The 12,519-nt window shown below is 73.6% G+C and carries 13 protein-coding genes; 8 read left to right on the top strand and 5 right to left on the bottom strand.

Annotation, left to right across the window (positions count from 1 at the left end; genetic code table 11):
- Positions 1-115: 115 nt before the first annotated feature.
- The gene (locus AC3AGO_RS00810) at positions 116-1,399 is read right to left on the bottom strand and encodes an ROK family transcriptional regulator (RefSeq protein WP_487818106.1); all 1,284 of its coding nucleotides are present in this window, start codon (positions 1,397-1,399) and stop codon (positions 116-118) included.
- A 233-nt stretch (positions 1,400-1,632) separates the two neighbouring features.
- Between AC3AGO_RS00810 and AC3AGO_RS00805 the strand changes: the two genes are divergently transcribed.
- The 4 genes from AC3AGO_RS00805 to AC3AGO_RS00790 all read left to right on the top strand — a co-directional run bounded on the left by AC3AGO_RS00805 (position 1,633) and on the right by AC3AGO_RS00790 (position 5,454).
- Positions 1,633-3,036 carry a sugar porter family MFS transporter gene (locus AC3AGO_RS00805; RefSeq protein ID WP_487818105.1) on the top strand — a complete coding sequence of 468 codons (1,404 nt, stop codon included), beginning with the start codon at positions 1,633-1,635 and terminating at the stop codon, positions 3,034-3,036.
- Positions 3,037-3,245: 209 nt separating this feature from the next.
- Positions 3,246-3,773, top strand: a complete 528-nt coding sequence (locus tag AC3AGO_RS00800) for a hypothetical protein (RefSeq protein ID WP_487818104.1) — start codon at positions 3,246-3,248, stop codon at positions 3,771-3,773.
- 184 nt (positions 3,774-3,957) lie between these two features.
- Positions 3,958-5,241: an FUSC family protein gene (locus tag AC3AGO_RS00795; RefSeq protein ID WP_487818103.1), complete on the top strand. Its 1,284-nt coding sequence runs from the start codon at positions 3,958-3,960 to the stop codon at positions 5,239-5,241.
- Between the two features lie 84 nt (positions 5,242-5,325).
- The gene (locus tag AC3AGO_RS00790; RefSeq protein ID WP_487818102.1) at positions 5,326-5,454 is read left to right on the top strand and encodes an LPFR motif small protein; all 129 of its coding nucleotides are present in this window, start codon (positions 5,326-5,328) and stop codon (positions 5,452-5,454) included.
- 158 nt (positions 5,455-5,612) lie between these two features.
- On the opposite strand, the gene AC3AGO_RS00785 is transcribed toward AC3AGO_RS00790, so the two are convergent.
- The 3 genes from AC3AGO_RS00785 to AC3AGO_RS00775 form a co-directional block, all read right to left on the bottom strand.
- The gene (locus AC3AGO_RS00785; RefSeq protein ID WP_487818101.1) at positions 5,613-6,278 is read right to left on the bottom strand and encodes a CatB-related O-acetyltransferase; all 666 of its coding nucleotides are present in this window, start codon (positions 6,276-6,278) and stop codon (positions 5,613-5,615) included.
- A gap of 64 nt (positions 6,279-6,342) precedes the next feature.
- Entirely contained in the window at positions 6,343-7,143 is an 801-nt protein-coding gene (locus tag AC3AGO_RS00780; RefSeq protein WP_487818100.1) for a class I SAM-dependent methyltransferase, read from the bottom strand.
- Positions 7,144-7,400: 257 nt separating this feature from the next.
- The gene (locus AC3AGO_RS00775; RefSeq protein ID WP_487818099.1) at positions 7,401-7,958 is read right to left on the bottom strand and encodes a DUF5709 domain-containing protein; all 558 of its coding nucleotides are present in this window, start codon (positions 7,956-7,958) and stop codon (positions 7,401-7,403) included.
- Between the two features lie 187 nt (positions 7,959-8,145).
- Between AC3AGO_RS00775 and AC3AGO_RS00770 the strand changes: the two genes are divergently transcribed.
- The 3 genes from AC3AGO_RS00770 to AC3AGO_RS00760 are packed head-to-tail and all read left to right on the top strand — an operon-like array spanning position 8,146 to position 9,958.
- Positions 8,146-8,568 (top strand): CBS domain-containing protein, encoded by a 423-nt coding sequence (locus AC3AGO_RS00770; protein WP_487818098.1) that lies wholly within the window; start codon positions 8,146-8,148, stop codon positions 8,566-8,568.
- A 32-nt stretch (positions 8,569-8,600) separates the two neighbouring features.
- A complete protein-coding gene (locus tag AC3AGO_RS00765) occupies positions 8,601-9,269 on the top strand; it encodes a dienelactone hydrolase family protein (RefSeq protein WP_487818097.1) in 669 nt (222 codons plus the stop codon).
- Positions 9,266-9,958 (top strand): phosphoribosyltransferase, encoded by a 693-nt coding sequence (locus AC3AGO_RS00760; protein WP_487818096.1) that lies wholly within the window; start codon positions 9,266-9,268, stop codon positions 9,956-9,958. The genes AC3AGO_RS00765 and AC3AGO_RS00760 overlap by 4 nt, the downstream gene beginning before the upstream one ends.
- Positions 9,959-10,040: 82 nt before the next feature.
- Here the strand turns inward: AC3AGO_RS00760 and AC3AGO_RS00755 are convergent, their stop codons facing one another.
- A complete protein-coding gene (locus tag AC3AGO_RS00755) occupies positions 10,041-10,949 on the bottom strand; it encodes an SGNH/GDSL hydrolase family protein (RefSeq protein ID WP_487818095.1) in 909 nt (302 codons plus the stop codon).
- Positions 10,950-11,229: 280 nt separating this feature from the next.
- Between AC3AGO_RS00755 and AC3AGO_RS00750 the strand changes: the two genes are divergently transcribed.
- Complete coding sequence (locus AC3AGO_RS00750) at positions 11,230-12,516, top strand: PucR family transcriptional regulator (RefSeq protein ID WP_487818094.1); 1,287 nt, start codon at positions 11,230-11,232, stop codon at positions 12,514-12,516.
- Positions 12,517-12,519 lie beyond the last annotated feature (3 nt).

Raw genomic sequence — 12,519 nt, 5'->3', positions numbered from 1 at the left:
GCACGGTCGGGCCTTTCGCGTTGTTCAGCGGTCTCGCGGAGCGCAGGGGTACGTGGTGCAGGGGCTGTGTGGCGCAAGGGTGTTGGGGCGCTTGTGCGGGGTGGTGGCGCGTCCGTCAGCCGTCCCCGGGCGGGACGGAGGTGCCGTCGGCCGCGGGGCTCTCCGCGGTGTCCGTGCCGGTACCGGAGTCGTCGTGGCTCGGCAGCAGTCCGCTGTATCCGGCCAGCAGCGGCGACTCCTGCAGTACGAGCGCGAGTCCGCCGAGCGCGCCGCCCCGGTCGTCCAGCGACGCGGGCACGAGGGTCACGCCGCGGTGCACGCGGGTGGGGGAGGAGTGCCGGAAGGAGGCCCGTACGGCGTCGAGGAACACCGGCCCCAGCGCGGCGACTTCACCGCCCAGCACGATGCGCTCGGGGTTGACGGTGGTGCAGGCCGCGGCCAGGGCACGGCCCACGGCGACGGCCGCCCGCTCCAGCGCCTCGCACGCCCGCTCCTCGCCGGCGTCGAGGGCCCCGCGGAAGCGCTCCCAGCTGCGCCGGCCGCCGGCCCGCAGCAGGGCGGGCACCGCGGCGGTCAGCTCCATACAACCGTGGCCGCCGCACCAGCACTTGGCGCCGTCCGGGTCGACGCTGATGTGTCCGACCTCCGCCGCCGCGCCGTGCGCGCCGCGGAAGAGGCGGCCGCCCGCGACCAGTCCGCCGCCGACGCCGTAGGACAGCGCCACGTACAGCACGTCGCCGCCGCCCCGCGCCGCACCCCAGATGGCCTCGCCCAGCGCGGCCAGCCGGCTGTTGTTGTCGGCCAGCACCGGCACCCCGAACTCCTGGGACACGGCGTCCGCCACGGTCTGCCGGTGCCGCGGCACGGCGGGCGCGTCGGCGGCGCCGGCGACCGTACCGGCCGAGCGCTCCGCGGTCTCGCCGGGACCCGGCGTGCCGATGCCGGCGCCCGTCACCGCGCGCAGGTCGATACCGTCGCGACCGGCCAGCTCCCGTACGAGGCCGACCGCCGTACGGGCCTGGGTGCGTGCGTCCGCGCGGGGCGTGGTGTGGGCGCCGCCGGTCGCCTTGATCTCGTGCGCGGCGTCGGCGATGACGACCTTGATGCGCTCCCGGCCGATCTCGATGCCGAGGGACTGCGCGGAGCGCGGGTTGAGCGAGAGCAGCTGGACGGGCCGGCCGCGCCCGCTCGACGGCGTACGCGGTCCGGGCTCCTCGACCAGCACGCCGTCCTCGAGGAGACGGCCGACGATGCCTGAGAGAGTGGTGCGCGACAGCCGCGTCGCCTGCCCCACATCGGCCCGGCTCTGCGGGCCCCGGGAGCGCAGCACCTGGAGCACCCGCTCGACATTGCCCTGCCGCAACTGCCGCAGAGCGGACTGGTTGTTGACCGCTGCCATGCAGGAATGCTCGGCGGCAGCGCACATTTATGTCAAGAGCTCACACATAATTCGACGGCGTTGCCACGACCCCCTTGAAATACGACGAAGCATTGACGTTAATGAGGGGGCGGAACACGACGAGGTACCGCAGCGCCCCGGGGCCCAGCCCCGCCGAGGGCCCGACTGTCCTGCCCCGTCGGCACGTTCCGCGGATCTCTTCCACCACCTCGGGACAGTGAGGGAGCACGGGCATGCACCCACCAGCCACCGGACAGGGCGCGCCGCGGACACCGGACCCCGCGGGCGCACCCCTCGGTCCGCACGCCGCGCAGCGCGGCCCGCGCGCCGTGCTGCTCTACATCTGCGGCGCCTTCGGCGGCCTGCTCTCCGGCTACGACATGGGCATCGTCGCAGGGGCGCAGCTCTTCATCACCCGTGAACTGCACCTGAGTTCGTGGATGCAGGGCGCCTTCGTCAGCTCCCTGATGATCGGCGCGATAGCCGGCTGCTTCGGCGCGGGCCCGGCCACCGACCGCTGGGGCCGCCGGCCCGTACTGCTGGGCACGGCCGTCGTCTTCGCCGCCGGAGCGCTCGGCATGGCCCTGGCCACCGGACCGTGGTGGCTGATCGCCTTCCGTACGGCGACCGGTGTCGCCGTCGGTGTCGCCTCCTCGACCATCCCCAGCTATCTGTCCGAACTGGCCCCGACCCGCATCCGCGGCCGCGTCAGCTCCATGAACCAGATGATGATCGCGGTCGGCATCTTCTCCTCGTACCTCGTCGCCTTCGCCCTCTCCGACGCCGCCGCCTGGCGCTGGATGCTCGGACTGGCCGTCCTGCCCGCGATGCTGCTCTTCCTCGGCATGTGGTTCCAGCCCGAGACGCCCCGCTGGCTCTTCACCCACGGCCGCACCGAAGAGGCCCGTGCGGTCCTCGCCCGCCTCCACCCGCCGGAGGACGTCGCCACCGAACTCGAGGAAATCGACCGGGCCGCCCGGCAGCACACCGCCGGCGCGCGCGACCTGTGGAAGGACCGCAGGGTCCGCCGCATGCTCTTCATCGCCCTGACCATGGCCGTCATCCAGCAGGTCATCGGCAGCAACACGATCGTGTTCTACGCCCCGACCATCCTCAAGGCCGCCGGCTTCGGCGACTCGGCCGCGCTGCTCAACAGCGTGGGACTCGGCGTCCTGTCCATCGTCGTGACCTTCGTGGCCGGCAGGCTGGTGGACCGCGTCGGCCGCAAACCCCTCCTGCTGACGGGGCTCGTGATGATGGTCGCCAGCATGGCGACGCTCAGCGCCGTCTTCCACTTCGGTCTGCTCGACGAGACCGTCGGCCAGGTCCTCGCGGTCCTGTGCCTGGCGCTGTTCAAGGCCGCCTACTCGCTCAGCTGGGCCCCGCTGCTGTGGGTCATGCTCCCCGAACTGTTCCCGCTGCGGGTGCGCAGCGTCGGAGTCGGCGCCGCGTCCGGCGCCAACTGGGCCTCCAACTTCCTCGTCTCGCTGCTCTTCCCGGTACTCCTGGCCGCCGGCGCCGGAACGGTCTTCGGAATCTTCGCCGTCACCGGCGTCCTCGCGTTCCTCTTCACCATCGTCTTCATCAAGGAAACCGCAGGCCGCTCCCTGGAAGACCTCGAACTCCGCGACGCGTGACGCTTGGGCGCTGCTCCGACGCCCGCCCTGCAACGCCCCAACACCCGTGGGCCGGGCCCCTCATGAGAGGGGCCCGGCCCACGAGCCGTTGCGGGGGGCCGTGTCCCGGCCTGCGGCCGCCAGGCAGCGCGGTGGAGGTTTCCCGGGCGTCGGGCCTGGGACTCGCTGCCGGTACGGAACAGCCCCCACGTCCGCACGCGGAGATGCCGATGACCACGCACGCGCCCGACTCGCCCGCCTACACCGACGCCCTCCTGCGGCACTTCGCCGATCTGCGTGACGGCACGCACGGTCACGCACCGGCCCCCGCGCAGGAGAGCCGCGCGGCCAAGGAGCAGCTCTTCGAGCAGGCCGTCCAGCTCCTGGAGGCGCACGCGCAGCAGGTACTGGACGAGATCGACCGCCATCTGCTGCTCGGCACCGGCGAGAGCGGATTCACCGGCCTGCACCGCCACGACGACGGAAGCCTGGAGGCGGCCTGGGAGCTGCACTGGCCCGAACAGGTCGCGGCAGGACTCGCCCCCGTACGGCTCTCCGCCTACTACGGCGCCGGCTTCCACCACCCCCACCTGCGCGGCGGCACCGTCGGGCACTGGCCGCTGAACGTCTTCACCCCCGCGCAGGCCGAGGCCGAACTGTGCACGCTGCGCGCCATCGCCGCCGCCGACGTGCACAACCTCGTCTTCCAGCAGGACTACGCCATCATCCCCGCCACCGCGCACCGCACCACCGCCTGACCACCGGCCCCGCCCCGGCCGCACGCCAACCCGTATGCCCCTCCCGCGACCTGACGGCGTGTCGGGTCCCGGCACCGGAGGCCGCCGGGCGAAGCTGACCGCTCGGCGCGAGCGACCGCAGAACCCGTACGCAGAGAAGCGGCCGGGCCCGACACGGGCCCGGCCGCCCGGAAGGCGGCACCCGATGTCCCGGAACGAGGCGGAACAGCCCGCCCAGGAGAGCAGCGCCCAGGAAAGCCGCGCCCAGCACAACGGCGAGCGCGAGAGCGGCGAGCGGCACGGGCGTACCGGCCGGGCTACAGGCCACACGCGCCGCGCCGCGCAACGGCTCGCGGACGGGCTGCGCAGAGCCCGCGCCCACGCGGGCCCCGAACGCGAGACGCTCTTCCTGCTGTTCAAGAGCGGCCTGGCGGGCGTCATCGCCTGGATGCTCGCCAAATACGGGGTGGCCTCGGCCCAGCCGACCTACGCCCCCTTCACCGCGCTGCTGGTGGTGCAATCCACCGCCTACCGCTCCCTCACCCAGACGCTGCGCTACGTCCTCGCCGTCGTCATCGGCGTCCTGGCGGCCGGCGCGGCCGGGCCGCTGATGGGGCAGAACGCCTGGGCGTTCGCCGTGATGCTGGCCGTCGCGCTCGTCGTCGGCCGCTGGCAACGGCTCGGCAGCCAGGGCCTGCAGGTCTCCGTCGCCGCGGTCTTCGCCTTCAACGCCCTCTCCTGCACCCCCGCCTCGACCCTCTGGGAGATCATCTCCATGGCCCTGCTCGGCGCGGCGGTCGGCCTCGCCGTGGCGATGCTCGTCCTGCCCCCGCTGCGCTACCGCGCCGCGGCCCAGGGCATCACCAACGTCTCCCAGGCCCTGTGCTCCCTGCTCAACGACGTCGCCGACGGGCTGCGCCAGGGCATGCCCGAGCGCGACACCGTCGCCGACTGGCTGGCGCGCTCACGGGAGCTCGACCGCTGCGTGACGAACGCCCGGCAGGCCGTCGAGTCGGGCTCGGAGAGCGTCATCTGGAACCCGCGCCGCCTCGTACGCCGCTCCACGCCCACCAGCTTCACCGGCTACCGCACCCTCGTGGAGGCCATGGCCCGGGCCGGCGAACAGATGCGCAGCATCAGCTACGCGCTGCTGCGCATCCTCGACGACAAGGAAACCCCGGAGCCGGACAGGCAGTTCCTCTCCTCGTACGCCGACCTTCTGGAGACCATCGCCCAGGCGCCCGGCTACATCGGCGCGGTGGCCGAGGACGGTGACCAGGAAGGGCCCATGGAGGCCACGTTGGACGACGCGCGGTCCCGGCAGCGCCAACTGGCCGACGGCGGCGAGGACTCCGCGGCCTGGCCCACCTACGGGGTGCTGCTCACGGACTCCGACCGGCTGCTGGACGAGTTCGCCCACGCCCACGCCAACGGGGCGCTCCACCCGCCCGTCGACAGCTCCTCCGGGCAGCGGCAGGACGGGCGTTGAGGCCCCTGCGACGTTTCACGCGGGGCCTCACGGGGACCCGGAACGGGCACACACCGACGGCCCCGACCTTGAGTGGAGCCCACCATGTTCCGAGCCCTCGCCGACATCGTGCGGACGATCGGCGGCGCGATCGCCACCGTCGTCACGCTGCCTTTCCGCCTCGTGGCGCGGCTCTTCGGCGGCCTCTCGGACACGGCGCACGGCCGCCACTGACCTCGGCCGAGCCCCCGGCGCGACCAGGGGGGCGCACGCACACGTGGACGGCCCCGCCGACGGGGGAGACGGCGGGGCCTGTTGCCAGTGTGACACCCACACACTCCGCGGGATAGAGCCCGGGCAACTCCGCTCGCCCGACCCGCCCCCGGCGGCCTCTACGCCCGGCCCGGCGCCACCGCCTCCAAGGCCTCGACGCTCCCCGACATGACGGTGCGGATGTGCGCGGTGAGATGGTCGAGCGGCCAGTCCCACCAGGCCAGATCCAGCAGCCTCGCGATGTGCTCGTCGTCGAAGCGGCGGCGCAGCAGCGTCGCCGGGTTGCCGCCGACCACCCCGTAATCGGGCACGTCGTCGACGACCACCGCACCCGACGCGATCACGGCCCCGTGCCCGATGCGTACGCCCGGCATCACCGTCGCCCGGTACCCGAACCACACATCGCTGCCCACCACGGTGTCGCCCCGGCCGGGCAGCCCCGTCAGCAGATCGAAGTGCTCCGCCCACGAGCCGCCCATGATGGGGAAGGGGAACGTGGAGGGGCCGTCCATGCGGTGGTTGGCCCCGTTCATCAGGAACCGCACCCCCGCGCCGAGCGCGCAGAACCTGCCGATGACGAGCTTCTCCGGCCCGTAGTGGTACAGGACGTTGCGCGTCTCGAACGCGGTCGGATCGTCAGGGTCGTCGTAGTACGAGAACTCGCCGGCCTCGATCAGCGGCGAGGTCACCAGCGGCTTGAGCAGCACCACACGCGGCTGCCCGGGAATCGGATGCAGCACGGTCGGATCGGCGGGCACGGCGGACACAGCGCATCGTCTCCTCATGGACAGCGGGGCCACCCATGATCCTCACGCCGTGGCTTTCCGCACCCGGTTATCCGGCCGGCGGTCACACGGTGCGGGCGACAACGTAGCGGAAGAGGTTGGCCATCCACACCGTGCCGTCGGCGCACAGATACGGGTGCAGGGCCTCGGTCAGCTCCTTGACGAGCCGGCTCTCGTCGCCGGTGCGCAGTGCCGCGTCGTACAGCCCGGTGGACAGCAGACCGCGGACCGCGCTGTCCACGTCCGCGTAGCCGAAGGGGCACGTCACCCGGCCCGAGCCGTCCAGCCGCAGTCCGGCGCGCAGCGCGACGTCCTCCAGATCGTCGCGGCCTGACAGCTCCCAGCGTTCCTCGGACTGTCCGCCCGTCGCGGCCGCCAGCCGCAACACCGGGGTGACGGTGCAGCGTTCGGGCGGCCCCCAGCCGGCGAGCACCACCGGCACCCCGCGCTCCAGTCCGGCCGTCGCGCGCGCGAGCGTGTCCGCGTGCGGCATCGCGTCGAAGGCCGTGACGACGTTCGGGAGCGGAGCGCCGCGCGCGGCCGGCCCGTAGGAGGGCAGGTCCGGTACGAGATGGGCGTCCCACTTCCGGCGGTCCCACTCCGACGCGGGCAGCAGCCGCTCGCGCGCCAGCGCCAGCCGGGCCGGGTCGGCCTCCACGCCCGTGACGCGGGCACCCCGGGAGGCCGCCAGCAGCAGCGCAAGACCGGAGCCGCAACCGAGGCCGAGGACACGGGACTCGGGGCCGACTTCCAGATGCTTGTACACCGCCTCGTAGAGCGGCACGAGCATGCGTTCCTGGATCTCGGCCCAGTCGCGGGCCCGTTGGGGCACGGTGTGCGAGGGGCGTACGAGGGTGGGAGTCATCGCAGCGCGCTCCAATCGGGCCGGAGATTTCGTGACGCCGCGTTCCCCGGCCGGTCGCGATCAGTCATGGGATGTTCACGGAACGAGGACGCCGCAGCAGCGCGTGAACCGGCTCGCCGGACACCGCGTGGGGAGCCCCCGGCGACCGACCGCCGCCGGGACCTCCCGGACGTACGCGCCCCCGCCGATTCTCGCCCGCTGCCGTACGCGCCGCACGGTGCGGAGCCCCTCGGTGCGCCGCACGGACCGGGGGAGGGTCACACCTCGTCCTCGTCCCTCGTGCGTACCGCCTCTTCCTCGGCGGCCAGGCCCTCGGCTCCGGCCTCCTCGGCGTGTACGTCCTGACGGCGCGGCGGGGCCGGTTCGGCCTCCTCGTACAGCAGGCCGCTGGGCTCGTCCGCCGCGTCCCCGGGCGCCGGCGCGTCGAGTTCGGGGTTGTCCCGGCCGGCGCCGGGCTCCTCCGGCGGCAGCTCCGCCGTCCGCCCCTGCGACGGCCCGCGCGGCCCGGGCTCCTGCTCCCGCGGCTGCTCCGGCTCCTCCTCCGCGAGCCGCCGGTCCCACGACGCGCCCTCGTGCAGCTCCTCCGGCGTGGGCGCGCTGCGCGTGGCGGCCGTCGGGCTGTCACCGGGAACCGGCGCCTGCTGCGGATCGCTCGCCCGCTGCTGCTCCGGCGTACCGTCCTGCAGATCCGGGATGCCCTCCGCCTCGGGCGCGCCGCCCGGGTCGTGCGGACCGCGCGCGGCCTCCCCGAGCGGCGCGTCCGACGCGTTCTCGCCGGTCCCGATGTCTTCGTACGTCTTCTCGGAATCCGCCATGTTTCCCTCCAGAACGCTTCTGACCTGCGGGTACCCGGCACACCTGAGAAAAACTGGCGCCCTCGTGCGGCACCCGGCCGGCCGGCGCGACGCGGAGCCGGCACACAGCGGCCGACCGCGGGCGTAAGGGCGCGGCACGGCGGTACCCGACACGTGGCACACACGTCCTCACCGTGAGGAGGGAACGATGTCCGAGCAGGTGCGCGACCTCATGACAGGACCGCCGGTCATGGTCGAACCCGGCGCGCCGGTCGTCGAAGTCGCCCGGCTGATGCGGGACGAGGGCCTGGGGGCCGTCCTCGTCGAGGAGAACGGCCTGCCGCGCGCCCTGATCACCGACCGGGACCTGACCGTACGGGTGCTCGCCGACGGCGGAGACGTCACCGCGAAGAGCGTGCAGGTCGCCTACAGCGATCCGCTGATCTCCGTGGCACCGGACGACGACGCCGCGCACGCCGTCCAGCTGATGCGGGCCAACGCCGTACGGCGTCTCCCGGTCATAGACGACGGCGGCCGGGCTGTGGGTGTGGTGTCGCTCGGCGACCTCGCCGTCGAACGGGACCCGGACTCCGCGCTCGGCGAGATCAGCGCCGCGCCTGCCAACTCCTGATCCCGCCCCACATCGACCCCGGGAGGGAAGCCGTGACGGTCCACGACACGGTGGCCGCGCCAGGGGGAGTGGCGCTCGAATGCGATGTGCGGCTGCCGCCGGCGCCGCGCGGCGTGGTGCTGTTCGCGCACGGCAGCGGCAGTTCGCGGCACAGTCCGCGCAACCTGGCCGTCGCCTCCTCGCTGGAGTTCTCCGGTCTGGCCACAGCACTGCCCGACCTGCTCACCGAACAGGAGGCACGGACCGACACCGTGACGTCCGAGCACCGCTTCGACATCCCGCTGCTCAGCGAACGCCTGACAGCCGTCGTCGACTGGCTCGGCCGGCACACCGCGACGCAGGACGTACCGCTGCACCTGTTCGGCGCGAGCACCGGCGCCGCCGCCGCGCTGATGACCGCCACCCGGCGGCCCGACCGCGTACGGTCCGTCGTCAGCCGCGGCGGGCGCCCCGACCTCGCGGGCGACGCGCTGACCCGCGTCACGGCGCCGGTGCTGCTGCTGGTCGGCAGCCTGGACCCCGAAGTGCTGCGGCTCAACCGCGAGGCCGCGGCGCAGATGACCGCGCCGTACCGGCTGCAGATCATTCCCGGCGCGACGCACCTGTTCGAAGAGCCCGGAACCCTGGAGCAGGTCACCGCGGCGGCACGCGACTGGTTCCTCGACCCCGGGACGACGACCGCTGCCGAGGAGGCGACATGATCTTCACGGACCGGCAGCAGGCGGGCCACCGGCTCGCCGAGCGGCTGCGCGAACCGGCCGCCGACCACGAACACGAGCACGCCCACCCCGCCGCGCCCTGGCCGGGCCGGGACACCGACCCGCTGATCCTCGCCCTGCCCCGCGGCGGCGTACCCGTCGCCGCCGCGGTCGCCGACGTACTCGGGGTCCCCCTCGACATCCTGGTGGCCCGCAAGATCGGCGTACCGGGGCATCCCGAGGCCGCCGTCGGGGCGGTCGCCGGAGAGGACCCGCCGCTCTTCCATGCCCGCGTGCTGCAGTACCTCGACTTGAGCGAGGACGAGCTCGCCCCGGACGTGGAACGCGAACGCGCCGAAGTGCACCGCCGCGAACACCTCTACCGCGAAGGCCGGCCCGCGCCCCGCATCGCCGGCCGTACGGTGCTCGTGATCGACGACGGGCTCGCCACCGGCATGACCGCGCTCGCCGCACTCCGCCGCGTACGCCGCAACGAGCCCGCGCACCTGACGCTCGCCGCGCCCGTCGCCTCCGACGACGCGGCCGACACGCTCGCGAAGGAAGCCGACGAGGTGGTCGTACTGCAGGAGCCGCCGGGCTTCCGCTCGGTCGGCGAGTGGTACGAGGAGTTCCCGCAGGTCTCCGACGACCAGGTCATCGCCCTGCTGCGCCCCTCGGCCGCCGCGGCATGACCGTACGGGGCCCGTGAACTGCCGCGCGGCCGGCGGGTGGTGACGGCACGTCAGCGCGCGGCGCCCTGCCGGTCGTACGCCCTCAGCCCGCTGTGATGCTGCGGGCCAGCGCCTTGCCGAGAGCGGCGGAGCCCTTGGCGTTGGGATGCAGGGGTGTCGCCGGGTGGGCGGGGATAAGGCCCTCCGTGTAGCGCTCGGCGGGCGGGGCGCAGCTGTCGTGCCCGGCGGTGGCCGCGAAGCCGTCGACGTACGTGGCGCCGTGCGCGGCCGCCCCCTCGCGCAGCGCGGCGCTGAGCTTGTTCACCGTGCCCTGGATGTAGTCGGCGTCCTTGCCCCAGATCGGCTGGGTGGGGAAGCAGCCGCCCCTGCGGATGTAGTCGCCGTAACCCACCACGTACACGCGCGCGTTGGGGGCGCGGTCGCGGATGGTGGCGAGGGCCTTGCCGAGGACGGGCTTCCACGCGTCGATGTCCTCGGCCAGCCGGTCGCGGCCGCCCTTGGTGTACCGGTCGGCGCAGCTGAACCCGTGGGGCTCCGGGAGGACGTTGAGGCAGCTGAGGGTGGCGGCGACGAGATTCGTGTCGTTGCCGCCGATGGTGAGGCTGACGACGTCCGTCCCGGCGTCGAGCGCGTCGTACTGCGGCGGCATCAGGCCGAACTGCCGGCCGGCGAAGTCGCTCACCTTGGCACCCGAGCAGCTGACGTCCGTGAGCCGCGCGCCGACGGCGGAGGCGGCCGCCTCCGGGTATCCGGACGTCGAGTTGACGCAGGCGGCCTTCGACAAGTCGTACTCCGGAACGAGCGGCGCCGCGGCGTACGAGTCGCCGAGCGCCACATACCGCAGCGGTTCCTTCGCCGGCGCGGAGTCCGCCTGCGCGGGCGCGGCGAGACCCACGGAGCAGAACCCCGCGCAGCCGAGGACGGCCGCGGTGAAGCGCAGCCGGAAGGGGGTGCCGGGCACTCTGCGGGCGGGCGGCACGGACGCGTTCATACGGACTCCTGATCAGCGGCTTCCGCGGCAGCGTCTTGTGCCGCGGCACGAAGGGGGGAAGCGGACGTCACGATGGTGCCGCCGGTGAGGGCGGCAAGAGCCGGGAGCGGACCCAGACTTGGCGGCCGCGCTCTGTGACGCGTCACAAATTAGCCGCGCGCACGTCACGGCTGTGGTCCGCCGCACCGGCCGCGTGCTACTCCTTCCGGTGACGTCGGTCAGGCAGTCGGTCAGGCGGCCGGTCAGGCAGTCGTTCAGGGCGGCGGCGGAAGGGGGCGCGGTGGGCGAGGAGAGCTCCGCCGGGGTGCAGGATGGTGACCCGACGGCGAGCCGGCAGCTCACGCTCGCGGGGCGGCCCGTACACCGGGTGCTGACCGAACGCTCGCACCCCCTCGTGGCCGCCGTCGTCGACAGGCTCGCCGACCACCTGCCGACGTACGCCGCGCTGCCCGTGGAGGCACTGCGCGGCGAGATCTCGCACATCGTCGAAGCGAACATCGCGATGTTCGCGGACGTTCTGCGCACCGGGGAGCTCCCGGGCCCCGACTCCGTGGCCGCTCTGCGCGAGGGCGCGGCCCGCCGCGCGGAGGAAGGGGTGCCGCTCGACGCGGTGGTGACGGCGTATCACATCGGCGTCCGCCTGTGCGTGCAGGACGTACTGCGCACCGCTGAACCCGGCGACATGGACACGGTGCTGGAGGTCTGTCTTCAGCTGCTGCACTACCTGGAGAAGGTGACGGGCGCCGTCGCGGCGGGCTACTTCCAGTCGCGGCAGGCCGCGTTCGGCGACGAGTACACCGTCCGCCAGTCGCTGCTCTCCGCACTGCTGGACGGCACTCCCGCGCAGGAGGCCGCCGCGCGCGCGGGTACGCCGCTGCCGCCGTGCTATCTGGTGCTCAGCATCTCCGTCGGCGCGCACCGCGACGAACGCGCCGACGGCGTGAACCCGACGGTCGCCGCCCGCCGCAAACTGCGCCGCCTGCGCGCCGAACTGGAACGCCATGTGACCGGAACGGTGCTGTCCATGCTGTCGGTCGACGGCGGCGTGGCGCTCGTGCCGTACGACCGGCCGCCCGGTGACCTGACGCGGCAGGACTGGGACTGGCTGGCGGGCGTGGTCGACCACATGACGCGCGTGTCCGGCGCGGACCTCACCGTCGGCGCGGCCGCCGCGGAACCCGACGGCGTCGGCGAGGCCGCCGCGCTCGGCGCCGACGTACGGGAGGTGGCCGCCGTCTTCGGCCGCGGGCCCGGCGTGTACCGGCTGAGCGACGTCCTCGTCGAGTACCAGTTGACCCGCCCCGGGCCCGCCCGCGACGAACTCGCCACCCTGCTGGAACCGCTCACCGGCAGACCGGAACTGCTCGACACCGTACGGACGTTCATGTCCTGCGCCGTCAACCGCCGCCGTACCGCGGCCCTGCTGCAGGTCCACCCGAACACCGTCGACTACCGGATCCGCAAGGCCGCGGAGCTCACCGGCCTCGACGCCGCGAGCCCCGCCGACCGGCTCCGCCTCGGCGCGGCCCTGGCGGCCCTCGACGCCTCGGCCCGCGCGGCGCGCTGACCC

The organism is Streptomyces sp. BL1 (assembly GCF_057628045.1).
Note: the sequence above shows the minus strand (reverse complement) of the source record. Positions and strands in the feature narration are given on the sequence as shown.